The 25,279-nt window shown below is 65.9% G+C and carries 22 protein-coding genes; 6 read left to right on the forward strand and 16 right to left on the reverse strand.

What is annotated here, in order from left to right; translation table 11 throughout:
* The first annotated feature begins 172 nt into the window (after positions 1 to 172).
* On the forward strand, positions 173 to 385 hold the full coding sequence (locus EA798_RS05585) for a DUF3079 domain-containing protein (RefSeq protein ID WP_122098333.1): 213 nt from the start codon (positions 173 to 175) through the stop codon (positions 383 to 385).
* 19 nt (positions 386 to 404) lie between these two features.
* On the opposite strand, the gene EA798_RS05590 is transcribed toward EA798_RS05585, so the two are convergent.
* On the reverse strand, positions 405 to 1,634 hold the full coding sequence (locus tag EA798_RS05590; protein WP_122098334.1) for a dicarboxylate/amino acid:cation symporter: 1,230 nt from the start codon (positions 1,632 to 1,634) through the stop codon (positions 405 to 407).
* A 194-nt stretch (positions 1,635 to 1,828) separates the two neighbouring features.
* On the opposite strand from EA798_RS05590, the gene EA798_RS05595 reads away from it, so the two are divergent.
* Positions 1,829 to 2,152 (forward strand): hypothetical protein, encoded by a 324-nt coding sequence (locus EA798_RS05595; RefSeq protein ID WP_122098335.1) that lies wholly within the window; start codon positions 1,829 to 1,831, stop codon positions 2,150 to 2,152.
* Positions 2,153 to 2,223: 71 nt separating this feature from the next.
* A complete protein-coding gene (locus tag EA798_RS05600; RefSeq protein ID WP_122098336.1) occupies positions 2,224 to 2,949 on the forward strand; it encodes an SIMPL domain-containing protein in 726 nt (241 codons plus the stop codon).
* 524 nt (positions 2,950 to 3,473) lie between these two features.
* On the opposite strand, the gene EA798_RS05605 is transcribed toward EA798_RS05600, so the two are convergent.
* The 3 genes from EA798_RS05605 to EA798_RS05615 form a co-directional block, all read right to left on the reverse strand.
* Positions 3,474 to 4,400 (reverse strand): ABC transporter permease, encoded by a 927-nt coding sequence (locus tag EA798_RS05605; protein WP_011914010.1) that lies wholly within the window; start codon positions 4,398 to 4,400, stop codon positions 3,474 to 3,476.
* 65 nt (positions 4,401 to 4,465) lie between these two features.
* Positions 4,466 to 5,572, reverse strand: coding sequence for an ABC transporter permease (locus tag EA798_RS05610; protein ID WP_122098337.1), 1,107 nt, complete (start codon positions 5,570 to 5,572; stop codon positions 4,466 to 4,468).
* Positions 5,573 to 5,584: 12 nt separating this feature from the next.
* A complete protein-coding gene (locus EA798_RS05615) occupies positions 5,585 to 7,141 on the reverse strand; it encodes an ABC transporter ATP-binding protein (protein WP_122098338.1) in 1,557 nt (518 codons plus the stop codon).
* A 250-nt stretch (positions 7,142 to 7,391) separates the two neighbouring features.
* Between EA798_RS05615 and EA798_RS05620 the strand changes: the two genes are divergently transcribed.
* Positions 7,392 to 8,312 (forward strand): AraC family transcriptional regulator, encoded by a 921-nt coding sequence (locus EA798_RS05620; protein WP_122098339.1) that lies wholly within the window; start codon positions 7,392 to 7,394, stop codon positions 8,310 to 8,312.
* 66 nt (positions 8,313 to 8,378) lie between these two features.
* Here the strand turns inward: EA798_RS05620 and EA798_RS05625 are convergent, their stop codons facing one another.
* The 11 genes from EA798_RS05625 to EA798_RS05675 form a co-directional block, all read right to left on the reverse strand.
* Complete coding sequence (locus EA798_RS05625) at positions 8,379 to 8,834, reverse strand: carboxymuconolactone decarboxylase family protein (protein WP_122098340.1); 456 nt, start codon at positions 8,832 to 8,834, stop codon at positions 8,379 to 8,381.
* A 10-nt stretch (positions 8,835 to 8,844) separates the two neighbouring features.
* Positions 8,845 to 9,582, reverse strand: coding sequence for an SDR family oxidoreductase (locus EA798_RS05630; protein WP_122098341.1), 738 nt, complete (start codon positions 9,580 to 9,582; stop codon positions 8,845 to 8,847).
* Between the two features lie 122 nt (positions 9,583 to 9,704).
* A complete protein-coding gene (locus EA798_RS05635) occupies positions 9,705 to 10,175 on the reverse strand; it encodes a nucleoside deaminase (RefSeq protein WP_003280143.1) in 471 nt (156 codons plus the stop codon).
* 36 nt (positions 10,176 to 10,211) lie between these two features.
* On the reverse strand, positions 10,212 to 11,006 hold the full coding sequence (locus tag EA798_RS05640; protein WP_106158043.1) for an ABC transporter permease: 795 nt from the start codon (positions 11,004 to 11,006) through the stop codon (positions 10,212 to 10,214).
* Complete coding sequence (locus EA798_RS05645) at positions 10,993 to 11,796, reverse strand: ABC transporter ATP-binding protein (RefSeq protein WP_104096943.1); 804 nt, start codon at positions 11,794 to 11,796, stop codon at positions 10,993 to 10,995. Before EA798_RS05645 ends, EA798_RS05640 begins: the two co-directional genes overlap by 14 nt.
* A 4-nt stretch (positions 11,797 to 11,800) precedes the next feature.
* A complete protein-coding gene (locus EA798_RS05650) occupies positions 11,801 to 12,778 on the reverse strand; it encodes an ABC transporter substrate-binding protein (RefSeq protein ID WP_122098342.1) in 978 nt (325 codons plus the stop codon).
* 50 nt (positions 12,779 to 12,828) lie between these two features.
* Positions 12,829 to 13,578, reverse strand: a complete 750-nt coding sequence (locus EA798_RS05655; RefSeq protein ID WP_122098343.1) for an alpha/beta fold hydrolase — start codon at positions 13,576 to 13,578, stop codon at positions 12,829 to 12,831.
* Positions 13,571 to 14,551: an isopenicillin N synthase family dioxygenase gene (locus EA798_RS05660; RefSeq protein ID WP_122098344.1), complete on the reverse strand. Its 981-nt coding sequence runs from the start codon at positions 14,549 to 14,551 to the stop codon at positions 13,571 to 13,573. The genes EA798_RS05655 and EA798_RS05660 overlap by 8 nt, the downstream gene beginning before the upstream one ends.
* Before the next feature lie 292 nt (positions 14,552 to 14,843).
* The gene (locus EA798_RS05665; protein ID WP_122098345.1) at positions 14,844 to 17,075 is read right to left on the reverse strand and encodes an ATP-binding protein; all 2,232 of its coding nucleotides are present in this window, start codon (positions 17,073 to 17,075) and stop codon (positions 14,844 to 14,846) included.
* 238 nt (positions 17,076 to 17,313) lie between these two features.
* Positions 17,314 to 18,999, reverse strand: coding sequence for a response regulator (locus EA798_RS05670; RefSeq protein ID WP_167462898.1), 1,686 nt, complete (start codon positions 18,997 to 18,999; stop codon positions 17,314 to 17,316).
* Positions 18,983 to 20,509 (reverse strand): ATPase domain-containing protein, encoded by a 1,527-nt coding sequence (locus tag EA798_RS05675; RefSeq protein WP_106158047.1) that lies wholly within the window; start codon positions 20,507 to 20,509, stop codon positions 18,983 to 18,985. The genes EA798_RS05670 and EA798_RS05675 overlap by 17 nt, the downstream gene beginning before the upstream one ends.
* A gap of 437 nt (positions 20,510 to 20,946) precedes the next feature.
* On the opposite strand from EA798_RS05675, the gene EA798_RS05680 reads away from it, so the two are divergent.
* On the forward strand, positions 20,947 to 22,248 hold the full coding sequence (locus EA798_RS05680; RefSeq protein WP_122098346.1) for an ABC1 kinase family protein: 1,302 nt from the start codon (positions 20,947 to 20,949) through the stop codon (positions 22,246 to 22,248).
* 20 nt (positions 22,249 to 22,268) lie between these two features.
* Complete coding sequence (locus EA798_RS05685; protein ID WP_122098347.1) at positions 22,269 to 22,970, forward strand: SDR family NAD(P)-dependent oxidoreductase; 702 nt, start codon at positions 22,269 to 22,271, stop codon at positions 22,968 to 22,970.
* On the opposite strand, the gene EA798_RS05690 is transcribed toward EA798_RS05685, so the two are convergent.
* Entirely contained in the window at positions 22,943 to 25,075 is a 2,133-nt protein-coding gene (locus tag EA798_RS05690) for an ATP-binding protein (protein ID WP_122098348.1), read from the reverse strand. The two genes, EA798_RS05685 and EA798_RS05690, sit on opposite strands and share 28 nt — an antisense overlap.
* Between the last annotated feature and the right edge of the window lie 204 nt (positions 25,076 to 25,279).

Raw genomic sequence — 25,279 nt, forward strand, 5'->3', positions numbered from 1 at the left:
AGCGGTCGATGGCGCGAAGCATGTGCACAAACGGCGCTTCAGGCAATCTTTATCTGTATGTGCATACAGTTGTTGTGCGCCGATACCGGTCGTTCTTGAGCATGATCAAGTCTGGCGGCGGCGAGGAGGCTTAGCCTGTGGCCACTGCAACAACGCCCGAAAGGCACGCGCAATGGCCAAGAAATTTCCCCTCGAACCATCCCACCCCGAACGTGTGTGCTGGGGTTGCGACCGCTATTGCCCGGCAACGTCGATGGCCTGTGGCAACGGCGCGGGCCGCACCCAGCATCCGGCGGAAATGTTCGGTGAGGACTGGTATCTGGACGAATGCTGGGGCATCGACTCGGAGCTGATCGCCAAGACCCGCAAGGAGTCGTCGAGCTGATGTTGCGTGGGGTCCTGCGCTAGGCGCGATCGGCGAAACGCTGCACCACCACACTGCCGATGATGTCGCCCTCGACGTTGACCGCCGTGCGCACCGTGTCCAGCAAGCGGTCGATCGGCAGCAGGATCGCCACCGCCTCGGCCGGTAGGCCGACCGCCTGCAACACCATCACCATGGTCACCATGCCGGCGCTGGGAATTCCCGGGGCGCCGGTCGAGGCGATCATCGCGGTGAAGAACACCACCGCCTGCTGCGCCAGGCTCAACTCGATACCCATCAGATTGGCGACGAACAGCGCGGCTGCCGCTTCGTAGAGTGCGGTGCCGTCCATGTTCATGGTCGCGCCCAGCGGCAGCACGAAGCCGGCGATGCCCGGGCGCACCTTGAGGTTGTCCTCGGCGCAACGCAGGGAGATCGGCAGCGTTGCCGCGCTGGAGCTGGTGGCAAACGCCGTGATCAGCGCCTCGCGGGTACCGCGGAAAAACCACAGCGGTGATTTGCCGGTGGCCAGGAAGAGAATGCCCGGCAGCACCACGATGCCGTGGAACAGCGTGGTGGCGAACACCAGCACGATGAAGCCGCCCACCGCACTGAGCAGCGCCACATCCTGCTCGGCCACCAGCTTGATCAGCAGGGCGAGGATGCCCAGCGGGGCCAGGCGCATGATCCAGCCGATGATGCGCATCATCAGCTCGAGAAATTCCTGCAGCACCACGAGGATATTGCGGTAGCGGTCGCCACCGGCCACCAGGGCGATGCCGATGAACATGGCGAACACCACGACGGCCAGGATGCTGCCGTTGGCCAGCGCGGCGAAGGGGTTCTGGAACAGGTTGGCGAAGAAGTGCAGGAAGAACTCCGGCAGCGTCAGCTGACGCGCCTCGAAGTCGTTCATCGCCTCGGCGAACAGGTCCAGCGACAGCCCCGCGCCCGGCTTGAAGAGGTTCGCCGCGACCAGCGCCACCAGCATCGCCGCACTGGTGGTGAGGGTGAAATAGACCAGCGCGCCGCCCCACACCCGGTGCACCTGATGGTGCGCCTGCAGATTGGCCACGCCGACGACGATGGAGGTGAAGATCAGCGGAATCAGCACCATCTTCAGCAGACCAATGAAGATGCTGCCAAGCAGGGTGCTGGCGTAGAGCACGCCTTCGCGCACAGGGGCATCGGCCGGCAGCGTGCCGGTCAGCCAGCCGATGGCGACGCCCAGGCAGGCCGCGATGAGAATCTGCAGGTTGAGACTGGGCAAAGGGGTGGCTCCTTGAATCGGTAGCGGTGGCGCTAAGCAAAAGAATGAACGCTGCGGCAAAAGTTCGCATCGCGCGCGGCGCAATCATACAGACGCGACGCAACCAGCGTGCCAATGACCTGGCGTCGACCGGCCGCTGACAAAGCCACGCAGCTGGGTTTTCATGACGGGGCAGGTAGAAGAGGGCGCGAGTCATGAGCGATCAGGACATCGAACAACGCATCGCCCGCGATATCGCCAGATGGCAGCGCGGCGTGCAGGAAAAAGGCGAACCGCTGGTGGTGGACGAAGGCTGGCTGCAGACACCGCCGGGCTTGCGCCTGCCGTTCTCGGTGCTGAAAAGCGCCGGGGTGCCGCCACGGGAAGTGGAGCTGCTGGCGCAACGTGCCGCGTTGCGTGAACGGCTGGATGCCTGCAGCGATACGCAGCAGCGCGCGCGGCTGGAGCGCGAGCTGAGCGAGCTGGAGCAGCACATCGCCTTCCGGCTGGAGGCGTTGCAGCGTCTGGGCCGCGGCTGAGCGCTGATGCTGGCGTTCGTTCGGCGCTGGAGTAGCATGCGCATTCGGTCAATTCCTACAGGGAGAAGCACGTGGCTACAGCACGAATCGGATTTCTGCCGGCGGCGTTGATTGCCGCGGCGGTGGCCTTCGCCGGCTGGTCGGTGGGGCAGGGCGTGGAGCGTTTTCGCATGGCCGACCGCACGGTGACGGTCAAGGGCCTGGCGGAGATGGACGTGAAGAGCGACTTCGCGGTGTGGACGCTGGGCTTTCGCCGTGGTGGCGATCAGTTCGCCGAGGTGCAGAAGGGGCTCAGCGAGGATCGCCAGCGGGTGCTGGATTTCCTCCGCGAGCAGGGCTTCACCGACGAGGAACTCGAGGTGCGGCCGTTGCAGGTTCAGGACCTGCTGGCGCGCGAATGGGCCTCGCGCGATGTGGCGCTGCGTTTCAACGGCCAGGGGCAGGTGCTGGTCAAGTCCGAGCGCGTCGATGCGGTGGGCAAGGCGGCCAATGCCATCGATCCGCTGATCATGGCCGGTGTGCAGCTGGATACCGAGATGAACGGCTTTGCCGGGCCGCGTTATCAGCTGCGTGGGTTCAACGAGCTCAAGCCGCAGTTGCTGGAGGCAGCCACCAGCAATGCCCGTGAGCAGGCGACCCGTTTTGCCGATGATGCCGGTGCCACGCTGGGGCGTTTGAAGAACGCCAACCAGGGCGTGATTCGGGTGATCGATGACGATGGCAGCGATATGGACAGTGGACGGACCGTGGGGAAGCGGTTGCGGGTGGTGAGCACGTTTGAGTACACGTTGGATTGATTGCGGACTGGTTGGCTCCGGTGTGTTTGGGGCGGAGGGTTTTGCTTGATGGCGGTTGGCGATTGCCGAGTCGCTTGAAGGCTTGGTTTCGCCCTGCTGGGCGACTCACTTTTTTTCAGTCGCGAAAAAAGTAAGCAAAAACGCTTTGCCCCTGCATCCGGCCCCGCGCTTCGCGCGGGGTTCGTTCGCTCCATCGCCGCTTCAGGGGTCGGCTTAAAGGGCCATCCATGGCCCTTTAAGCCTTTCGCCGCATCCCTGCGGCTCAACCCCCTACGCAACGATTCCGCTCACCCTCCTGAAGGGGCGTTTGGTGTCGCCTGATGGTTCGTGCAGAAAGAAAAAGCCAAGCCAAAGCAAGCATCAACGATCCTCCAGGCAACTCGGACTCCGTTCCCGTCAGGAGGCCGAGTGGAGGTGTCGCGCAGGGGGACGTCCCTTCGTGACGGCCCCCGGAGCGGCACCGGAAGGAGGGAAGTCTGGCCGCGCAACAGACAGACTCGGATGTCGGCGGCCCGAAAAAAGTCTCAATGCCCCGGCTGCCAAGGCTGCCCCAGCGACACCGGCGCGTACAACCGCGTACGGATCGCATCGCGCGACAGCAGCACCAGCACCAGAATGGTCGCCACATACGGCAGCATCGCTAGCAGGTTACCGGGGATCGCCAAGCCCAGGCCCTGGGCCACCAGGTGGAGGATGCTGGCCAGACCGAACAGGTAGGCGCCGAGCAGGACGCGGCTCACCCGCCAGCTGGCGAACACCACCAGGGCCAGGGCGATCCAGCCGCGGCCGGCGGTCATGTTTTCCGCCCACATCGGCGTGTACGCCAGCGACATGTAGCCGCCGGCAAGCCCGGCCATGGCGCCGCCGAACATTACCGCCAGGGTGCGCACGCGCAGCACCGGCAGGCCCATGGCGCTGGCGGCGTTGGGGTTTTCGCCGACGGCCTGGATGATCAGGCCGATGCGGCTTTTCAGCAGCACCCAGGCCACCAGGGCGAACAGTGCGAAGGACAGGTACACCAGCAGATCCTGGGCGAACAGCATGCGGCCGATCACGGGGATCTCGCTGAGCAGCGGAATGGCGATCGGCTCGAAGCCGGCCAGCGGCTTGCCGACCCAGCTGGCGCCGACGAAGGACGACAGGCCGACGCCGAAGATGGTCAGTGCCAGACCGGTGGCGACCTGATTGGCGTTGAAGCCCAGCGCCACCATGGCGAACAGCAGCGAGAGCAGCACACCGGCCAGGCAGGCGAACAGCACGCCGAGCCAGAGGTTGCCGCTGGCGAAGGCGACGATGAAGCCGATCACCGCGCCGAACAGCATCATGCCCTCCTGGCCGAGGTTGAGTACGCCGGTTTTCTCGCACACCAGCTCGCCGAGGGCGACCAGCAGCAGCGGCGTACCGGTGCGGATCATGGCGTAGAAGATATTGGTCAGCAGATCCATGTCCATCGGTCAGGCCTCGAACTTCAAGCGGCAGGCAGCAGGTGAAAAGGGAAGTAGCGCAGCGCGGACGATCATGTGGCCGGCCCCTCTTTGGCACTGACGAGCTGGGGCTTGCGTGCCCAAAGTTTCAGGCGCGGGCGATAGAGGATCAGCACGTCGCAGGCGAGCAGGAAGAACAGCACCATGCCCTGGAACAGCTGGGTGATGGATTGCGGCAGGTTGGCGGCCATCTGCGCGTTCTCGCCACCGAGGTAGAGCAGCGCCATCAGCAGACTGGCGAAGACGATGCCGATGGGGTTTAGGCGGCCGAGGAAGGCCACGGTGATCGCCGCGTAGCCGTAGCCCGGCGACACCTGTGGCACCAGCTGGCCGATCGGCCCGGTGACTTCGGCGACACCCGCCAGACCGGCCAGACCGCCACTGATCAGCAGGGCGATCCACACCAGCTTCTTGTCGCGGAAGCCGACAAAGCCGGCGGCGCGCTTGTCCAGGCCGAGCACCTTGATCTGGAAGCCGAGAAAGCTCTTCTGCAGCAGTACCCAGACCACCACCAGCGCCAGCAGGGCGAAGTAGAAACCGCCATGCACGCGCAGCCCTTCGATCAGCTCCGGCAGCCGCGTGGCGTCGCCGAACATCGCCGACTCGGGGAAGTTGAAGCCTTCCGGGTCCTTCAGCGGGCCATGCACGGCGAACAGCAGCAGGTTCAGCGCAATGTAGTTGAGCATGATGCTGGTGAGGATTTCGTTGGCGTTGAATGCCGTCTTCAGCCAGGCGCAGAGCCCGGCCCAGGCGGCGCCGCCGAGCGTGCCGAGCAGCAGCGTCAGCACCAGTGCCCAGCGCGAATCCCAGTCGATGATGTTGACCGCCAGCGCGCTGCCGGCCAGGGCGCCGATGAGTAGCTGGCCTTCGGCGCCGATGTTCCAGATGCGTGCGTTGTAGACCACCGCCAGGCCCAGCGCGCAGAGCAGGATCGGCAGCGCCTTGACCAGCAGTTCGGAGACGCCGTAGAGATCGCCGAGCGGGTCGACCAGCAGCACCTTGAGGGTCTCCAGCGGCGGATGGCCGAGCAGGGCGAACAGCAGCGCGCCGCTCAGCAGCGTCAGCAGCGCCGCCAGCAATGGCGAAAACCAAAGCATGGCCCGTGAGGCCTCGCCGCGGGGTTGCAGGGATAACAGCATGATGGGTTCTCGTCAGGCAGCAGAGGTGGAAACGGGGGCGTCGCTGGTGTCGAACTGGCCGGCCATCCAGCGGCCGACTTCGACCGGGCAGGTACTGGCAGTAGCGCGCTGTGGCGACAGCCTGCCGTCGCTCAGGGCGGCGATGCGGTCGCTGATCTGGAACAGCTCCTCCAGGTCTTCGGAGATCACCAGGATCGCCGCGCCGGCATCGCGCAGTTCGATCAGCGCGCGGTGGATCGCCGCTGCCGCGCCGACGTCCACGCCCCAGGTCGGGTGCGCGGCGATCAGCAGCTTCGGCTGCTGCAGGATTTCGCGACCAAGGATGAATTTCTGCAGGTTGCCGCCGGACAGGCTCGCCGCCGGGGTTTGTGCGTCCGGTGTCTTCACGGCGAAACGCTGGATGACCTGTTCGGCGAAGGCGTGCACCTTGCCGCGGCGGATCAGGCCCTGCTCGACCATTCCGGTCTGTTGATAGGCGGTGAGCAGGCCGTTGTCGGCCAGGCTCATGCTCGGCACCGCGCCGTGCCCGAGACGTTCGGCCGGCACGAAGGCCATGCCGTGGCGACGGCGGGCGTCGGGGCGCAGGTGGGCGACATCGTCACCGAGAAAACGAATGCGCATGGCCTGTGCGGCGGACAATCGCTGTTCGCCACTGAGCAGGGCGAGCAGTTCGTCCTGGCCGTTGCCGGCGACCCCGGCGATGCCGACAATCTCGCCGGCGCGTACTTCCAGGTCCACCTCTTCGAGGGATACGCCGAACGGATCGGCGTTGTGCCAGGACAGCCGCTCCACCCGCAGGAACGGCGCGCGGCCCTCGCTCTTCGGGTATTCGGCTTCCAGCCCCTCGGCATCGCCGACCATCAGCCGCGCCAGTTCCAGGTCCGAGCATTCGGCGGGGATGCATTCACCGGACACGCGACCGCCGCGCAGCACCGTGGCGCTCTGGCACAGCGCGCGCACTTCATTGAGCTTGTGGCTGATGAACAGGATGCTGCAGCCCTCGGCCGCCAGCCGGCGCAGGGTGACGAACAGCTCGTCGGCCTCCTGCGGGGTGAGCACCGAGGTCGGTTCGTCGAGGATCAGCAGGCGGATGTCCTGCATCAGGCAACGGATGATCTCCACCCGCTGGCGCTCGCCGATGGACAGGCTGTGCACCAGCCGTTGCGGTTCCAGCGGCATGCCGTAGCGCTGCGAGACCTCACGGATCTTCGGCTCCAGCTGCTTTGGCGTACCGGCCTTGGCGCCCAGCGCCAGGGCGATGTTCTCCGCCACAGAGAGCGTCTCGAACAGCGAGAAGTGCTGGAACACCATGCCGATGCCGCGTTCGCGGGCCTGGGCCGGGTCGCGCATGGTCACCCGTTCGCCCTGCCAGTGGATTTCGCCGGCGTCCGGCTGGGTCACGCCGTAGATGATCTTCATCAGGGTGCTCTTGCCGGCGCCGTTCTCGCCGAGCAGGGCGTGGATCTCGCCCGGCTGGATCGACAGGTCGATACGGTCGTTGGCCAGGCAGCCTGGGTACTGTTTGGTGATGCCGCAGAGCTGGAGGCGTGCGGTCTGGGATTCGGGCATGGGGGCGTCCGCTGGGTTTTTCATGACCAGGGTGTAGCAAAAAGCTGGCCAGGCAGTCAGGAATTTTGATGCGACGTGGCCACGGCAGCTGCGCCACCGGTTGGCCATGCGACGATGTTAGCCGGTGCATCGCTTTGGTGCTTCACTCGGTAGCGCTGTCGTGCCGATGCACTGCCATGGGGCGGGACGACCACGGGCCGGATGGGCTGCTAAGCTAACCGTCCTTTCCGCTCCCACCGGTTTGCCTGCAATGAACCAGATGGATCTTCATTCCGCCGAGGAAACGATTGCCCAGCGTGCCGCACTGGCGCGGCTGATCGATGGCCTCGTGCGCGACGACGGCATGCATCCCACCGCGATTGACGACCTCCACCTGATCCGCTGCAGCGCGCCGAGCGAACTGGTGCATGGGCTGCACAAGCCGGCGCTGTGCATCATCGTGCAGGGCAGCAAGGAGGTGCGTTTGGGCGACGAGCTCTATACCTACGATGCGCTGCACTACCTGGTGGTCTCGGTCACCGTGCCGGTGGCCGGTCGCGTGTTGGAGGCTTCGTCCGGCGAGCCGTACCTGTGCATCCGCCTGGATATCGACCCGGCGATGGTCGCCACCCTGGTGGCCGAAAGCTCGCCGTTGAGCCAGCCGGTGGAAGGGCCGGCGCGCGGGGTCTATCTGGACCGCATCGATGCGCCGTTGCTGGATGCCACGCTACGTCTGGTGCGACTGCTCGCCAGCCCGCAGGACATCCCGGTTCTGGCGCCGCTGGCCATGCGCGAGATCTTCTATCGCCTGCTCTGCGGCCGCCAGGGGCGCCACCTGCACGAGATCGCCGTGCGCGACAGCCAGGGCCATCGCGTCACCCGCGCCATCGAATGGCTGAACCGCAACTACGTCGAGCCGCTGCGCATCGAGGAACTGGCACAGCGGGTCAACCTCAGCAGCTCGACGCTGCATCACCGCTTCAAGGCGCTCACCGCGATGAGCCCGCTGCAGTATCAGAAGCAGCTGCGCCTGCAGGAGGCGCGCCGGCTGCTGATCGCCGAGGGGCTCGATGTGTCCAGCGCCGGCTACCGGGTCGGCTACGAAAGCCCCTCGCAGTTCAGCCGCGAGTACAGCCGGCTGTTCGGCGCCTCGCCGGTGAAGGATCTGGCCCGGCTGCGCAGCACCGCCTGAGAGCCTATTCACGATCTACTGCGCGTCGGCCCTTTAGCTCGCGAGATCGTGAAAAGGCTCTGATACTCAGCGCGGCGCCGGGTCCGGCACCTCGCGCAGTGCCTGGGCGGCATCGATGGCGCGGGGAAAGCCGGCGGTCACGGTGGTCAGGTAGACCACCTCCTTCAGCTCCTCTCGGGTGACGCCCAGGCGCAACGCGTAGCCGGCGTGCACCTTCATGTACTGCAGATTGCCCTGAGCGGCAAAGGCGGCGATCACGGCCAGCTGGCGGGTGCGATCATCCAGCTCGCTGCGCCCCCAGACATCGCCCAAGGCGTACTGGGTGATGCCCTCGGCGAGAAACGGATAGTCCTTGCGCAACGCTTCGAGCACGGGTTGCCCGGCGCCGCCGGACAGGTGATCCATCACCTCGACGCCACGTTCGTGGCGCTCGTTGCCGGCGGCTTCCAGCGAGGCGAAGGTCAGTGATCCGAATACGGCCAGGCAGGCCGCGGCCAGTGTGGTGCTGGTACGAAGGGTCATGGTGGCGTCCTCAGTAGGGGCTGGCGGTGGGGCGCACCACCAGTTCGCTGACGTCGACATCGGCCGGCTGGTCGATGGCATAGGCGATGGCGCGTGCGATGGCGTCGGCCGGAATGGCGATGCGGCGGAAGTCGTCCATGGCCGAGCGGGCGGTGTCATCGGAAATGCTCTCGGCCAGTTCCGATTCGGTGACGCCCGGGGATACCAGGGTCACGCGGATATCGCCGCCGACCTCCTGGCGCAGGCCCTCGGAGATGGCGCGCACCGCATACTTGGTGGCGCAGTACACCGCCGCGGTCGGGCTCACCGCATAGGCACCGATGGAGGCGATGTTGACGAACTGGCCGGCGCGCTGGCGCTGCATCAGCGGCAGGCCGGCGGCGATGCCGTGCAGCACGCCTCGGATGTTCACGTCGATCATGCGGTTCCACTCGTCGACCTTCAGCGCGTCCAGCGGCGAAAGCGGCATCACCCCGGCGTTGTTGATGATCACGTCGACGCGGCCGAAGCGCTGTTCGGCGAAGTCGACGAAGGCCTGGGTGTCCTCGCGGCTGGTCACGTCCAGCGCGCGGCAGGCGGCGATACCACCGCTTTCACCGATCTCGGCGACGAGCTTTTCCAGCCGTTCGAGACGCCGCGCGCCCAGCACGACGGTTGCGCCCTGGGCCGCCAGCAGGCGGGCCGTGGCTTCACCGATGCCGCTGCTGGCGCCGGTGATAAGTACGATTTTGCCGGTGATGTTCGACATGGGGTTGTCCTCCGCAGATGGATTCGGGCGACGTCGGTGACGCCGTGGTTCGAATACTGCGATGGAGGACGGTGCCGGCGTTATGGCGATCCTGCCGGGCGCTTGCCTGATTCTGGCGCTGCTTACCAGATGCCTTCGTGCAGGGCGGCAGCCTCGTCCTCCAGCAGCGGGCCGAGTACCTCGACCTTGCGCTGGCCGGCGTCGAAGACGATGCGGCACGGCAGGTCCAGCGTCGGATTTTCCGGATGGTTGCCGGTGAGGTCCTTCAGGCTGCGCTCGGAAAGACCGTACACCACGCGCCCAAGACCGACCCAGTAGGCGGCGCCGGCGCACATGGCGCAGGGTTCGGCCGAGGTGTACATGGTGCAGCGCGAGAGGAATTCCGGCGTGTAGCGGGTCGAGGCTCGGGTCATCAGCACCCGCTCGGCATGGCCGGTCATGTCGTGGTCGGGCATGTAGGCGTTGCCCTGTTCCAGCAGCACCTCACCGTCCGGGCCGACCAGGATGGCGCCGAACGGATGGGTGCCGTTTTCCAGCGCGCGGCGGGCGACGTCGAAACTTTTGCGCAGCAGGGCGAGATCGTCGAGAGGCATGGCGTTATCCAGACTGAGATGAAGAGGTGGTGGGCTTCAATGCCCAGCCTTGGGCAGGCTCCAGGGAAAGCAGACCTTCTGCAGCAGCCCGATCAGGTGGAACAGCACCAGGCTGATCACCACCAGCATCAGTAGCGCGGCGAACGCTTGCGGCACCTGGAACATCGAGGTGGAGAAGTTGATGAAATAGCCCAGGCCTTTTTCCGCCGCGACGAACTCGGCGACCACCGCGCCGATCACCGCCAGGGTGATGGAGATGCGCAGCGCCGAAAACAGGTGCGGAATCGCATAGGGCAGGCGGATGTTGCGGTACTCGCGGGCCTTCGATGCGCCCAGTGAGCGCGACAGCTCCACCAGCTCCTCCGGTGTCGCCAGCAAGCCAGTCACGCAGGACACCACGATGGGGAAGAAAGCGATGAGGAAGGTGATAAACACCCGAGGAAGGTCGCCGGCGCCCATCACCACCACGATGATCGGCGCTACCGCGACGATGGGTGTGGACTGCACGATCACCAGCAGCGGATACAGCGTGCGCGACATCACCCGTGAAGAGGCTAGAGCGATGGCCAGCGGGATGCCGATCAGAATCGACAGGCCGTAGCCCATCAGCGTCACCCGCAGGGTGGCGAAAATATGCTCGGCCCAGGCACCGAGGCCGACCTTCTGCGTCGCCGCGAAGATGGCGCTGGGCGAGGGCAGCACGAAGCTCGGCAGCTTGAGCAGGCGGCAGGCCGCTTCCCAGATCAGCAGCAAAACGAGCAGGGCGAGCCAGGGCGCGAAGCGGTCGGCCAGCGCCTTCAGGCGTTGTGCCCTGGGCTTAATGGTCGGCATGGCGCGAGAAGACCTTGCGGCGGATATGGTTGGCGAGCTCATTGAAACGTGGCTCCGTGAGGGTTTCCATGGACCGCGGGCGCGGCAGGTCGACGTCGATGATTTCCTGCACACGGCCGGGGCGCGCCGACATCACCAGGATGCGGTCGGCCAGCAGCAGCGCTTCGGGAATCGAGTGAGTGATGAACAGCACCGTCTTTGGACGCTGGGTCCAGATGTTCAGCAGCTCCAGGCTCAGCTCGTCGCGGGTCAGGGCGTCGAGGGCCGAGAAGGGCTCGTCCATCAGCAGGATTTCCGGGTCGTGCAGCAACGCCCGGGCAATCGCCGCGCGCTGCTGCATGCCCCCTGAGAGTTCGTCCGGGCGCTTGTTGCCGAAGTCCTTCAGCCCCACCAGCTCCAGCAGCTCCTCGCCGCGGGTGATCTCCTGGGCGGTGACGCGGCCGTACTTGTGGCGCATGGGAAAGGTCAGGTTGTCGCGGATGTTCAGCCACGGCAGCAGGGTCGGTCGCTGGAAGACGATACCGATCTCGTCGCGCGGGCCGTCCACCGGGCTGCCGTAGATGCTGACCTGGCCGTGGGTCGGTCGCACCAGCCCGGCGAGGATGCGCAGCAGCGTGGACTTGCCGCAGCCCGAGGGGCCGAGCACCGCGATGAACTCGTGGCGGCCGATGTCGAAACTGGCGTTGTCCAGCGCCACCACCTCGCTGCCATCGGAGGAGGTGAAGACCTGGCTGACCCGATCGAAGCTGATATTGGGGCGCGGTGTGGCGGGCAGGGCGGCGGCATTCATGGCTTCACTCGCTCAGGCTGGTGTCGATGGCACTGGCCGGGTCGAGGGCATCGATCTGCATGCCCTGCGCCTTGGCGACCCATTCCCAGGTGGTGGCCAGCCGTTTGGCATTGAAGCCCGAGCCTTCTGCATCGCTGATCTCGTTCTGCATCAGCGGCACGGATGCAGCGAACTGTTCTTCGGCCTGCTGCTGGTCGACTTCGGCAACCATTTTCTTCAGCGCGGCGGCCGCTGCAGCCGGGTCGGCGATGGCGTTCTTTTGCGCCTGCTGGTAGGCCTTGACGAACTTCTTGGCGACCTCGGGATGGCTCTGCACGAAGCGCTGCGAGGCTACCAGCGACAGGCCGTAGCCCTCGAAGCCGTATTCCGACCAGGGAATGGTCGTCAGCGTCTTGTCCGCCTCGCCGAGGGCACGGACGAAGCCGGGCGCGACGGTCAGCCAGTTGATGGTGGCGTCCACCTTGCCGGTGGCGAGCATCGGTGCCAGCGCGCCGGGGTCGAGCTTGAGCAGCTTGACGCTGGCCGGGTCGATGCCGTTGCGCTCCAGCAGCAGCGGCCAGACCACGTTGGAGGCAGAGAAGGTCGGCGTGGCGACCGTCTTGCCGACGATGTCCTTGAAGCTATCGATGCCCGAACCTTCGGTGGTGAAGAAGGCGTCCGGCTGTTTGTTGTAGATCGGCGCGACGGCGACCACCGGCACCTCGCCCTGGGCCTTGGCCTGCAGCAGCGAGGCCAGGCCGGCCGAGCCGAAGTCCGCGCTGTTGGTGGCCAGCTTGGTCACCACGTCGCTACCGCCACGGGCACTGGCGATTTCCACTTCGATGCCTTCGGCGGCGAACAGGCCCTGCTCGACACCGAGGTAGATCGCGGCCTTGTCGCCGGCCGGCAGCCAGTCGTTGAGCCAGCGCACCTTGTCGGCGGCCAGGGCGGATTGGCTGAACAGCGCGAACAGGGCGCTGGCGAGCAGGGTTTTGTTGAACATGGTGAAGCTCCTTGAAGGTTCGGCGTGGTGAGCGCGATGCAATAAACGGGTCAGTGCACGGGTTCAGGATGGCGAGCGAAGAAATCCAGCAGGGCGGCGAGCAGTGCGTCGGGCATGGCCAGTTGCGGCGCATGGCCACAATCGAGGCGCACGCGCTCGGCACCCGGCACCAGTTGCTGCATGCGCTGCTGCACCCGTGGCAGCACGGAGCGGTCCTGCGTGGCTTCGATATACAGGCGCGGCAGACGACCGAAACGCGCGGCCGTCCACTGCGCAGCGATGTCGCGGCCACCATCGGGCTGCACCGTCAGGCGGCGCGCGGCAGTGATGGCGGCCTGTGCCGGTGCATCGTGGAAGAACAGGGCGCAGGCGGCATCGCCCGGTACGCGGCTGCCGCCGGGCGTGGCTTCGAGATAGGGACCGATGCCGCTGACCTCGGGAAAGTCGCGGGCGAGCTCGGCACAGAGTTCGCCGAAGCCCATGCCGCTGGGCAGCATCATGCCGGCGACGTAGGCGACCCCGGCGACGCGCTCGGCATAATGTTCGGCCACGGCGGTGGCGGTGACGCCGCCGCCGGAATGCGCGACCAGCTGAATCGGGCCGGGCAGCGTTTCGATCAATGCGCCGACGTGTTCGACATAGCGCTGCAGCGAGACCTCGGCGAGTGGTGTGGCGTCGTGGCCATTGCCCGGCAGATCGACCGCGTGCGGTCGGTGCCCGGCATCGCGCAGGCCATCCAGCAGCAATTCCCAGACCCAGCTACCGGCCCAGGCCCCATGGATAAGGACGATGTCAGCCATAGGTCCTCCGGTACATCTCGCGGTGGTGTTCTTCCACCGTCACGGCGGGATAGCGAGGGGCTTCACCCGCCGCGAGGCAGGTCGGCAGGCACTCGACCAGATGGTCCGGGTTGCCGCTGAAGAAGAACGGCACGCTGTAGCGCTCGCGCCCGGACATGTTGACCACCCGATGCAGCGTCGAACGGTACTGATCGTTGGTCCAGCGGGCGATCATGTCGCCCAGATTGACCACATAGGTGCCGGGCACGGGCGCTGCGTGAATCCAGCTCTTGCTGTGGCGATCCCAGACCTGCAGGCCGGGGTTCTCGTCCTGCAAAAGTAGCGTCAGCCCGCCGAAATCGGTATGCGCGCCACAGCCCTTTTCGCCGGGCGCGGCATTGGCCGGCTGCGGCGGGTAATGCAGCAGGCGCAGGGTGCTCATGGAGTCGCGGCAGAAGCTGGCGAAATGTTCCTCCGGCAGTTGCAGCGACAGCGCGATGGCGCCCATCAGCCGATTCGCCAGCGCATTCATCGCGTCGCGATAGCGCTCCATGGTCGGGCGAAAGTCCGCAAGCTCGCTCGGCCACTGGTTGGCACCGTGGTTGAAGCGCCCGGCCAATACGCGTGGGTCGTCCTCGGCCAGCTCTTCGCCGATGTAGAAACCTTCCTTGAGATCGGCCGGGGCACCGGCTTCCAGCACCTGGCCGCGCAACGGCTCATAGCCGCGATTGGCCTTCGAGAACACCTTGTCCAGCGCGCGCTTGCCGGCTTCCGGCTGAGCGAAGAAAGTCCGCGCCTGCTCGAACACCGCCTGTTGCAGTGCGGGGTCGACACCATGGTTGGCGATGCAGAAAAAGCCGACCTCGCGACAGGCCGCACCGATGCGTTCGGCCACGGCAGTGCGCTCGGCAAGGTCGGGAGAAAACAGCCCGGCGGTATCGATCAGCGGCAGCGCGGCGGCTTCGAGATGGCGGGCGCAAAGGGTTTGGTTCATGGCTCGATCCTGCTCTGCCGACGCGGAATGGCGGTCGGCGAGCGCAGTATCTGGCGGCGCGTGCTGTGCGCAGAAGCAGAGAATATCGAGCATGCTGATGCCGTTTCGGCAGCGCTGCCCGATGCCTCTAAAGGAGGCAGAAGGTGAACCTGAACGGTGCGTCGCAAGATCCCGGCATTGCGGATATTTCAGGCTCCATCCACCGAAAATAAGCGAACGCGCACCGTTTCAGTGCTGCCTGTCGGCTGGCGGCAAAACCGATTATTTTTTCAGTCGATAGCGCAGGCGTCAGTCACTGGGCGCCCGAGGCGTCGCTCTTCGGCGTGTTGAGCGCGTCGAGAAGCGCCTCGGCCAGGGTCTGGCTGGTGAAGGGTTTTGCCAGTACACGCAGCCCGTGCTCGGCGGCGAGGCGCTCGGTGTAGCCGGTCGCGAGGATGATGGGCAGTGCGGGATATCGGCCTTGGACTTCCGCCGCAAGGCCAACTCCGTCCAGTCGACCGGGCATCACGATATCCGAGAGAAGCACATCGATAGACGGCCCCGTGTCGTCGGCCAGCCTTGCCAGGGCTGCATCCGCGTCCTGCGCCTCGTCGACCAGATAGCCCAGTTCCTCGAGCATCGACATCACCACCTCACGCACTTCAGCGTCGTCGTCGACCAGAAGCACGCGCGTGGTTCGGTTAGCACGCGCTGGTGCCTTCTGTACCGGGCCAGCCGGCTCGCTCCGGTGCTCGACGCGTGGCAGGAGCAGCGTGACGCGGGTTCCCCTGCCTACTTCGCTGTCGATCGCTACCGCGCCACCTGACTGGTGCGCGAAGCCGTAGACCTGCGCAAGGCCGAGGCCCGTGCCCGCGCCGATGGCCTTGGTAGTGAAGAACGGTTCGAATGCCCGCGCCTGGACCTCCCTGCTCATTCCACAGCCGGTGTCGATGACGTCGATGCCCAGATAAGTTCTCGCGCCCAGGCCGGGCAGGGCAGTGTCTCCATGCTCGACGTCGTGCAGGCTGACGATCAGCGGACCGCCGTCTGGCATGGCGTCCCGTGCATTGATCGCGAGGTTCAGGATGGCGAGTTCGCATTGCACCGGGTCCAGCGCTGCGGGCCAGGGACGGTCCGGCAGATCGAGCTGCAGAACGACGTTGTTGGGCAGTGCGCCAGTAAGCAGTTCGTGCATACCGAGAATCAATGTACGCAAATCGACCTGTTCGATATCGCCGGTGCGGCTTCGACTGAAGGTCATCAGATGCCGCGTAAGACGGGTGGCCCGTTGAGCCGAGCGCTGGCACGCCTCGATGGCACGCTTGGCCCTTGGGTTCGGGGAGAGCATGTCTGCCAGTTGCAAGCCGACGGTCATGCTCTGCAGCAGGTTATTGAACTCGTGCGATATACCCGCAGTGAGATTGCCCAGCGCCTCGAGCTTCTGGCCCTGCAGCAGCGCCCGATGCGAGCGTTCGGCCTGCGCTACGGCTTCCTCGACCCGCTCTGCCATCTCCTGGCTCGAGCGATGAATGATCCTGCTGGCCTGGGCAAGCACCTGGGCGGTCCGGTCGGTCTCGTCCATGCCGGTCCGTGGCGCCTCGAAGACTTCCCCGCGCGCCAGGGCGCCGGCGGCCTGGTCCAGTTGCATCAAGGGGCGGGTGATGGTGCGGCCGAGCGCGACGGCCAGTCCGATTGCCAGTGCGAGCACCATCAGGATGCCGATGGCCGCGGTCCCGATGGGTGCCAATACGCTCGCGAGCAAATCCTTGCGGGGAATGCCGATCAGTACCGTCCAGCCTGAACGTTCGCCACGGCTGAAAAAAGAAACCACGCGTTGATCGTCGCGTGTGACGGAGATCAGCTTGCCTTCACGAGCGGCAGTCCCGCGCAAGTCGGCGACAAAGTTGGCGCTCGCAACTTCACCGACATGCCTGCCGGGGTCCCGGGTGCGCGCAACGATGGTGTGTGTCTGGTCCAGTACCGCACCAAGCCAGCGCTCGGGGAGCTCCTGCGCCTGGAGCAGGGCTTCGATGCGGCTGGCCGGAAACTTCATGGTCAGGTAGTACACGACACGTCCGTCGCGTAGCACCGGACGATGAATGGCGACGCTGTGCGCGCGCGTCAGCGGGTCGCGAAACATGGGGCTGACGTCGAGCAGTGGGGCGTTTTCGAACCCCGGCAGGCTTGGTGGCATCGGCAACGGCGCGCCGAAAGGGTAGTCCGTGTCAGCCAACGGCGCGCCATTCGGGTCGAATATGGTGATGCCGGTGGCTATTGGTTGGATGGTCTGTTGCAGGCGTTCATGGAAGGCACGTAGATCGCCGCTCACCAATGTGGGTGAGGAGGCCAGGGTCGTGACGATTGCGCCGAAGCGATCAAGTTCGCGCTCGACGGCGAGACTTACGCCCCGGGTGGTCTCGTACATCCCTTGGTCGATCTGCTGCGATTGCGCCCGGTACACCGAATAGGTAGCGAACAGCGCGAAGGCCAGTGCCGGTGCAATGACGGCAATCACCAGCCAGATGAGACGGGCGCGTATCGACACGAAGCAAGTTCCTGGTCGGAGCAAGAGTCAATGCGGGTTCGGCATCATGTTTGCGCCCGGCGTTCTGGTCGGGCCCAGTCAGAAGACCGCAGGCGCGCCGGCTTGTTACGCCGTTACAGACCAATGACCGCATCGAGCCGACTTGACGCTTCGCCTGGACAGCTGCGCGTCGCCTCGGCTGAAGGCGTGATGCTGGACTGACTCACCCGCCTGGACCGGCCACCAGGAAGCGTGAGGATCAGTGAATGCCTACACCCTCGATGGCGGTACGCAACGAGGTTGCCAGTTCTTCCAGCCGGTAGGGTTTGGCCAGGACGTGCACGCCCTCCGCGGCAGCCGATTGCTGCGCGGCTTCGGCGTAGCCGCTGGTGAGCAGGACGGGGACGCCCAGGGCGCGGGTGCGGATTTCGCGGGCCAGCTCTACGCCGTTCATGCCGCCCGGCATCATCACGTCGGAGAAGACGATGTCCACCTTGCAACCGTTCGCCAGCGCGCTGAGGGCGTCGGAGGCGCTGCCGGCATGGGTGACGCAATAGCCAAGGTGTTCGAGCATCTCGCCGACCAGTGCGGCCACTTCCTCGTCATCGTCCACCAGCAGGACGCTGCCCAGCGCTGCGCCAGTCTTGTCATCCGCGCCGCGCTCGGTTTCGTCAGCCAGTTGCGGAGTTTCCTCCGCGCGCGGCAGCAGCAGGATCACGCTGGTGCCTTGCCCGCATTCGCTTTCGATCCATACGGTGCCGCCCGACTGCCGGGCGAACCCGTAGACCTGGGCGAGGCCGAGGCCGGAGCCCTTGCCGATCTCCTTGGTGGTGAAGAACGGGTCGAACACGCGGGTGCGAACCTCGGCCGGTATGCCGGTACCGGTGTCGGTCACGGCCAGGCGGACGAAGTCTGCGCGGCGGCCGAGCACCTGCTCGTCGGGGGCGTTGCTGGCCTGTAGCAGAATCGAGCCACCTACGGGCATGGCATCGCGGGCGTTGACGGCCAGATTGAGAATGACCAGCTCCAGCTCGCCCGGATCGACCTGGACCGGCCACAGATCCGGCGCGAACTGCTGACGTACATGCACGTCGCCGCGCAGGCTGCGGTCGAGCATTTCGCGCATCTGGCTGATGCGTCGTGCCAGATCGACGGGCTCGGGTGCCAGCGATTGGCGTCTGGAAAATGCCAGCAGCTGGCGGGTGAGGGCGGAGCCGCGCTGGGCGGCCTGGCGCATGCCATCCATCAGGCGCTTGCGGCGCTCAGGGTCGGCGCGGCGGTCGAGCATGTCGAGGCCGCCGGTAATGACCATGAGCAGGTTGTTGAAGTCGTGGGCAATGCCGCCGGTGAGTTGACCGATGGCCTCGATCTTCTGGGTCTGGCGCAGGGTTTCCTCGATATGCGCACGCTCGGCCATCTGGGTGCGCAGTTCGAGGTTGGTCTTTTCCAGTTCGCTGGTCCGCTCGACCACCAGCGCTTCCAGCTCCTGCGAAGCCCGCTCACGTGCTTCCAGCAACGCCCGGACCTCGTACTGGCGATGGCGCCCGCGCAGCGCGGCCTTTACCGCACTGGTCAGGGTGATGCTCTGCACCGGCCGTTCCAGCAGAGAAACGTTGCGCAGTGCCGCGACCATGCGCTGGCGCCACGCGGCGACTGCCGGCTGTTGGTGCTTGCTGGTGAGGACGACGAAGGGGAAATCGGACCACGCCGGTTGCTGGTCGACCCAGCTGGCCAGCGCTTCGAGGTCGTGGCCGAAGAGGCCTTCCTCGGCAATGAAGACGGCATCGGCGTCGGTTTCAGCGCGGCGCAGGACTTCACCGACGCTGTGGCAGACGACGGCGTCCATGCCGCTGCGGTTGAACAGCTCGGCCGAGGCGGGACCGTCCCGGCCGATGGGGGCATAGACGACTACGATGGGGCCTTCTCGTTTAGTGGGCGTCGTCATGCTCGTCTGTCAGTAGCTGAGTCGCATCACCGGTGTATTCCGGAGTGCCCGATAGGATGCCGCTGAAGTGGCTGAGCGGCGGCCCGACCTCGAGGCCGGCGCTGCTGAGGCGATATTCACGGACAGTGTTTTCATGCCGCCCGCTACGCTTTTTCACCACCGACAATGCCCGGCGAACGACACCGGTATGCTCGAAATAGCGCTGCATGATAACCGCATCGCTGAGATAGCTGATATCCACAGGCGTATCCATCGGACCGATCAGCCCGTGCTGGGCCAGCACCATGATGCTGATCACGCCTTTCTGGCCCAGATAACTCAACAGTTCATGCATCTGCAGAATCAGGAACTTGCCGTCAGGCATCGCGTGCAAGTAGCCATTGAGGCTGTCCAGAATCACCAGCCTGGCACCCTGGGTCTCCACACTGTGGCGTACTGCGGCAGTGAACTCGCCGGGCGACAGTTCGGCGGGGTCGACCTGTTGCAGATGCAGCAGACCCTGATCGATCCATGGCTCCATCGGCACGCCCAGCGCACGCCCACGGGCGAGCAGCGTGCTGATGTTCTCGTCGAAGACGAAGAAGGCGACCTGCTCGCCGCGCTCGCATGCCGCTACCGCGTAGCTCAATGCCAGCGAGGATTTGCCGACACCGGCGGCACCGACCAGAAGCGCGTTGGTGCCGCGCTCCAGCCCGCCGCCGAGCATCTTGTCCAGCGCCGCGTTACCGGATGAGGCCAGCTCACCGGTAAAGGGTGAGTGGTGTTCTGCGGCGATGAGGCGTGGGTAGATCTGCAGGCCGCCCTTGCGGATGACGAAGTCGTGGTAGCCGCCGCGGAACTGGATGCCACGCATCTTGATCACGCGCAGCCGCCTGCGCTCCGCACCATAGTCGATGGCGAGCTGCTCCAGCATGACCACGCCGTGGGAGATGGAATGCAGCTGCAGGTCGCCGATCTCGGAGGTCTGGTCGTCCAGCAGAATCACCGTGCAGTTGCGCGAGGTGAAGAAGTGCTTGAACGCCAGCACCTGGCGCCGGTAGCGCAGCGGGCTCTGCGCCAGCAGGCGCATTTCCGAAAGGCTGTCGAAGATCACCCGCGTCGGGTTGGTCTGGCTGACGCGTTCGAATACCTGTTGAGTGGTTTCGCTGAGCTCCATTTCCGCCGGATGCAGCACGGTCAGTTCGAGCTCCGGGTCGAGGCTGGTTTCTGGCGGGATCAGTTCGAACACGTCGATGCCCTCGAGCGTCCAGCCGTGCCGCTTGGCTACCAGCTCCAGCTCGTCCTTGGTTTCGGACAGTGTCACGTAGAGGACACGCTCGCCCTGGCGTACACCTTCAAGCAGAAATTGCAGGGCGATGGTGGTCTTGCCCGAGCCCGGGCTGCCCTCGTAGAGGTACATGCGGTTGGGGTCAAGGCCACCGCCGAGGATGTCATCAAGCCCCTTGCTGCCGGTGGAAATGCGGGGGGCTTCGTTGTTGGGGTGGAAGGAAGGATCATTGAAATCGGTCATTCCGCTCTCCTTGCGCAGACTCCGCTGCGTGCTTTGTCCCCGCACCGGTCGCACCCCTGTGAAGAGGGTCGCGGAGGAGGGAACACGCCCGTGGTGCCGTGAAGGCAGGTCGGGCCAAAAAGCCGCTCGAATCATCGCCAGGATCAACTGTCGTGCACGCTCGACACGTGGGTCTGACAGGTCCTGGCCGAGCGGCGCAGTCATCTGATCCGACTCGCCGGGCCGCTGCCCGTTCCGCTCGGGTCACTTTCCGCATGGCCTGATGTGCGCCGCTTTCGTCTCGTAGCAGCGTTCCGGAATGCCTGTCCGGCGCCGTTTCGCTCGTTCGGTGCGCCGCGCTTTCGGAGGCGCCGCGGCGCAACAGACTGCAACCATTCACCCTTGGCTCACGGCACGGGCTGGCCCATGATCGGCCTTTGCCTTCACAGGTTGCTGGCATGTCTCGATTCTCTCGTCCATCGGCTTCGGCGCTGGGTCGCTTTCTGCAACTGGGTGGCACCGGTGCGCGCATCGCCGGCAACCTGCTGGTGCAGCGCATCACGCCCGGCAAGGGGAGCATCGACTGGGCGCCGGTGGGCGAATTGCTCGGTGATGCGCTCGGGCAGATGAAGGGCCCGGTGCTCAAGCTCGGTCAGCAGGCCTCGCAATGGCAGGATCTGCTGCCCGAGCCGATCAGCGCCGCGCTGGCGCGCTTGCAGAACCAGGTGCCCTCGCTGCCGTTCGATGCGCTGCAAGCCAATCTGCAGCGTGTCTACGACGGCCAACTGTACGAGCTGTTCGAAACCATCGAGCCGGAGCCCGCGGCGGCCGCCTCGCTGGGCCAGGTTCATCGCGCCCGCGACCGGCAGGGCCGGGCGCTGATCATGAAGGTCCAGTACCCCGGCATCCGCGCCATCTGCGACGCCGATCTGCGCCAGTTGCGTCGGCTGATGCCGCTGGGCCGGCTGTTCGGCACGCCGAGCGCGCGTCTCGATGCGGTGTATATCGAACTGCAACGGGCCATTGCCGAGGAGCTCGACTACGACGCCGAGCGCGCCAATCTCGAAGCCTTCCGCGAGCACTTCAGCAACTGGCCGGGCATCCGCATCCCCTTTGCCGCCGCCGAACTCTGTCGGCCCGGTGTGCTGGTGCTGGAAGACCTGCCTGGCCGCTCCATGGCCGAGGTCGAGCAGGCCCCGGCGGAGGTGCGCCAGCGCCTGGCCGAAACCCTCTGCGAATGGCTGGCCGAACAGGCATTCGGCCTGCAACGGCTGCATACCGATCCGCATCCCGGCAACCTCGCCTGGACCGAGACTGGCGAGCTGGTGGTCTACGATTTCGGCAGCGTGCTGCGCCTGGAACCGCGCTTGCTGGCGGGCTACGTGCAGATATTCGAAGCGCTACGTGGCACCTCCAGCGAGGCGCTGGAGCCGGGATTCCAGGCCCTTGGTGGACGCCAGCCGGGAAGCACACCGCCCCATGGCTTGTACCGACGCATCCACCTGATGCTGCACCCTTTGCTGCAACCCGGTGCGCAATGGGACTTCCGCGAAGCGGCGCTGCATCAACGACTGTCCGAGCTGTTCCCCCTGATGATGTCCGCGCTCGGCAGCCTGCAACCGGCCTCCGGCACTTTGCTGATCAACCGCACCCTGGAAGGCCACTACTGGAATCTCTACCGGCTCGGCGCCTGCCTGCCCATCGCCGACCTGCTTGCCGAACATATCGAACGCTGGCGCAGCGCAGCCGGTGTCCGTTGACCGTAAAGCTGGAGATCGTCATGCCACTGGACTCATTTCCCGAAGGGTTTCGCGCGTTGATCATCGGTGCATCCGGTGGCATCGGCGCCGCGCTGGTCGCTACCTTGCGCAGCGACCCGCGCTGCGCGTCGGTGATCGCCCTGAGCCGCTCGTCCGAGCGGGCGCTGGACCTGACCGTTCCCGCCAGCATCGAACAGGCCGCGGCCAGCGTGGCGGGGCAGGGGCCATTTCATCTGATCATCAACGCCGCGGGCGTGCTGCACGGTGCCGACTTCATGCCGGAGAAACGCCTGGCCGATCTCGACCAGGAGCAGCTGCTCGCCACCTTCCAGATCAACACCTTCGGCCCGGCGCTGGTGCTGCGCCACTTCAGCGGCCTGCTCGACCGCCAGCGCGGCGTGCTCGCCATGCTCTCGGCCAAGGTCGGCAGCATCGGCGACAACCGCCTCGGCGGCTGGTACAGCTACCGCGCGTCCAAGGCGGCGCTGAACATGCTGCTCAAGACCGCCTCCATCGAAGTGCGCCGTAGCCAGCCGAATGCCGTGCTGCTGGCGCTGCATCCCGGCACGGTGAACTCGCGGCTTTCACAACCATTTCGTGGCGCCGAAATCGGCAGGCCTGCCAGCGAAGCAGCGCAGGATCTGTTGCGGGTGATCGACAGCCTGGAGCCGGAGGCCAGCGGTGGGTTCTACGCCTACAGTGGCGAGGAATTGCCCTGGTAGCGCCCCTCAGCCACCCCGCGTGCCAAGGCGCGGGAGACGGTTTCGGCGAGCAACTCGAGGGTGAAGGGTTTGGTCATCAGGTGCATGCCCGGTGCCAGGCAATCGACGCGGGTCGTCGCCTGTTCGGCGTAGCCGGTGATCAGCACGACCGGCAGGCCGGGACGTCGTTGCTGGAGCATTTCGGCTAGCTGGCGGCCGTTGAGTCCAGGCAGGCCGACATCGGTCAGCAGCAGGTCGAGCGAGTCGAGGCCGGCAGCGACCTCCAGTGCACGCTGGCTATCGGCCGCCAGATGCACGCGATAGCCGAAGTCCTCGAGCGCGCTCTGCAGCAACGGGCGCACCGCGTTGTCATCCTCGACCAGCAGTACCGTGCGTCCGCCGCCTGCGTCTGCCTTGCGGATCGGTGCCGCGGCCGGCTGCTCCCGTGCGTCGGCCGGCGCCGCCGGGATGTGCAGCGTGACGCGGGTGCCTTCGCCCTGGCGGGTGTCGATGGTGATGAAGCCGCTGCTCTGGCGGACGAAGCCATAGACCATCGACAGGCCGAGGCCCGTGCCTTCACCGAGCGGCTTGGTGGTGAAGAACGGCTCGAATACCTTGTCCACCAGCGCCGCGGGAATGCCGACACCGCTGTCGATGACGCGGATGCACAGGTACTCACCGGGCTGCACGCCGTGACGCGAGGCTTGCTCCCGCGGCAGCGCGAGCCGCTGCGTTTCGATGCGCAGCGTGCCGCCGTCGGGCATGGCATCGCGGGCGTTGAGTGCTAGGTTGAGCAGGGCATTTTCCATCTGGCCGGGGTCGACCAGCGCGAGCCCGGCGTCGTCATCGAGGGCCAGCTCGAAGCGGACCGTCTCGCTCAGGCTGCGCTGCAGCAGCTCGGCCAGCGAGCGGATCAGCGGATTGACTGCGCAGGGCTGGGTCTGCAGCGGCTGTCGGCGGGAGAACGCCAGCAGGCGCTGGGTGAGCGAAGCGGCACGCTGCGCCGAGCCCCGCGCCGCCTCGAGATAGCGTGGCAGGTCGTCATGGCGCCCGGAGGCCAGGCGCAGGCGGATCAGGTCAAGCGCGCCAATGATGCCGGTCAGCATGTTGTTGAAGTCGTGGGCGATCCCGCCGGTCAGCTGGCCGACCGCATCCATCTTTTGCGAATGGCGAAGCTGCTCCTCGGCTCGGCTGCGCTCCTGAACCTCTACGGTCAGCCGGTCGAGGGCCTGTTGCAGCGCCTCGGTCCGCAGCCTGACCTCCTGTTCGAGCTGCTGGTTGAACTGACGCAGCATCTCCTCGTTGCGCTTCTCGGCATCGACGTCGATGATCACCAGCGCCGCACCGGCCGGCTGTTCCGTATGGTCGTACAGCGGCACGCCGCTCAGGCGCAGCCAGCGTTCGCCGCCGTCCTCAGGGTAATAGCGGTAGTCCTGACCATTCACCTGCTCGCCGCGCAGCGCACGCGCGCCGACATACTGGTTCGGCGGTATGACCTTTCCGTCGCTATCCAGGCCGACCCAGCGCCGGGCGCGGCCGGGTTCGGTCGAGGGGATTCGCCGGTTCGGTACGTATTCGTCGTACTTCGGGTTGCTCAGCACGGTCTTGCCGTCGGCGTCGATGAAGCAGACGCCCACTGGAAGGTTCTCGATCAGCCGCTCGAAGTGCGACTGCTGATCGGCCTGGGTGGCCATCCGGTGCTGCCTGGCGAAGCGGTCCTGTTGCAGGTGCGCGCAGGTGGCGAGGCAACTGAGCAATGTGCTCGCGCTGACCGGGTCATCCAGCATCAGCACGTCGCGAATCGCGACGGGCAGCCGGGCGCGAAGTGCGGCATAGGCGTCAGGCCCGTGATCGAGCGCCCGGCTGAGCACAATGAACGGGACGACCTGTCCGTCCGCCAGGGCATCAAGTGCTTCGGCCACTTCGTCCAGTGGGGCCGCGGCGAGCTCGTCAGCGAGTATGACGGCCTCGACAGGGTGACGTAGCGCCTGGGCCAGTGCGGCCTGGTCCGGGCAGCGGACCACCCTGTAGCCGTGGGCGCCCAGCAGGCTGGCGAGCTGGTCTCTATCATCGTTCTCCTCTGCTCCGAGAACGATACATTTTGCGTGCGTGTCGCCGCTTGCCATGCCAGGCCTCTCAGTGATCAGGCGTTACGGTAAGGACGCTGCTCATCGGCCGAGCCACCCCCGCCATGAGCGATCAGGCGCGGGCGAAGCGTTCGTATCCGTTATCGTCCGGACTGCGGACAAGCGGGAGCGTTCCCGGGGGATCGCCTGGTTTCAATAGGCAGCGCGGCATGGTATCGGCGGCGGAGCACGAGCGATAGCGGG

The organism is Pseudomonas songnenensis, assembly GCF_003696315.1.
In the GTDB taxonomy this organism is placed as follows: Bacteria; Pseudomonadota; Gammaproteobacteria; order Pseudomonadales; family Pseudomonadaceae; genus Stutzerimonas; species Stutzerimonas songnenensis.

Excerpts from the sequence above, each read along its gene's own strand:
- EA798_RS05690 (WP_122098348.1), bottom strand. The coding sequence starts at position 25,075 with ATGGCAAGCGGCGACACGCACGCAAAATGTATCGTTCTCGGAGCAGAG.
- EA798_RS05630 (WP_122098341.1), bottom strand. The coding sequence starts at position 9,582 with ATGTCGAACATCACCGGCAAAATCGTACTTATCACCGGCGCCAGCAGC.
- EA798_RS05635 (WP_003280143.1), bottom strand. The coding sequence starts at position 10,175 with ATGCCTCTCGACGATCTCGCCCTGCTGCGCAAAAGTTTCGACGTCGCC.
- EA798_RS05645 (WP_104096943.1), bottom strand. The coding sequence starts at position 11,796 with ATGAATGCCGCCGCCCTGCCCGCCACACCGCGCCCCAATATCAGCTTC.
- EA798_RS05655 (WP_122098343.1), bottom strand. The coding sequence starts at position 13,578 with ATGGCTGACATCGTCCTTATCCATGGGGCCTGGGCCGGTAGCTGGGTC.
- EA798_RS05685 (WP_122098347.1), top strand. The coding sequence starts at position 22,269 with ATGCCACTGGACTCATTTCCCGAAGGGTTTCGCGCGTTGATCATCGGT.
- EA798_RS05625 (WP_122098340.1), bottom strand. The coding sequence starts at position 8,834 with ATGACCCTTCGTACCAGCACCACACTGGCCGCGGCCTGCCTGGCCGTA.
- EA798_RS05650 (WP_122098342.1), bottom strand. The coding sequence starts at position 12,778 with ATGTTCAACAAAACCCTGCTCGCCAGCGCCCTGTTCGCGCTGTTCAGC.
- EA798_RS05605 (WP_011914010.1), bottom strand. The coding sequence starts at position 4,400 with ATGGACATGGATCTGCTGACCAATATCTTCTACGCCATGATCCGCACC.
- EA798_RS05610 (WP_122098337.1), bottom strand. The coding sequence starts at position 5,572 with ATGCTGTTATCCCTGCAACCCCGCGGCGAGGCCTCACGGGCCATGCTT.
- EA798_RS05660 (WP_122098344.1), bottom strand. The coding sequence starts at position 14,551 with ATGAACCAAACCCTTTGCGCCCGCCATCTCGAAGCCGCCGCGCTGCCG.
- EA798_RS05670 (WP_167462898.1), bottom strand. The coding sequence starts at position 18,999 with ATGACGACGCCCACTAAACGAGAAGGCCCCATCGTAGTCGTCTATGCC.
- EA798_RS05595 (WP_122098335.1), top strand. The coding sequence starts at position 1,829 with ATGAGCGATCAGGACATCGAACAACGCATCGCCCGCGATATCGCCAGA.
- EA798_RS05620 (WP_122098339.1), top strand. The coding sequence starts at position 7,392 with ATGAACCAGATGGATCTTCATTCCGCCGAGGAAACGATTGCCCAGCGT.
- EA798_RS05585 (WP_122098333.1), top strand. The coding sequence starts at position 173 with ATGGCCAAGAAATTTCCCCTCGAACCATCCCACCCCGAACGTGTGTGC.
- EA798_RS05640 (WP_106158043.1), bottom strand. The coding sequence starts at position 11,006 with ATGCCGACCATTAAGCCCAGGGCACAACGCCTGAAGGCGCTGGCCGAC.
- EA798_RS05615 (WP_122098338.1), bottom strand. The coding sequence starts at position 7,141 with ATGCCCGAATCCCAGACCGCACGCCTCCAGCTCTGCGGCATCACCAAA.
- EA798_RS05675 (WP_106158047.1), bottom strand. The coding sequence starts at position 20,509 with ATGACCGATTTCAATGATCCTTCCTTCCACCCCAACAACGAAGCCCCC.
- EA798_RS05680 (WP_122098346.1), top strand. The coding sequence starts at position 20,947 with ATGTCTCGATTCTCTCGTCCATCGGCTTCGGCGCTGGGTCGCTTTCTG.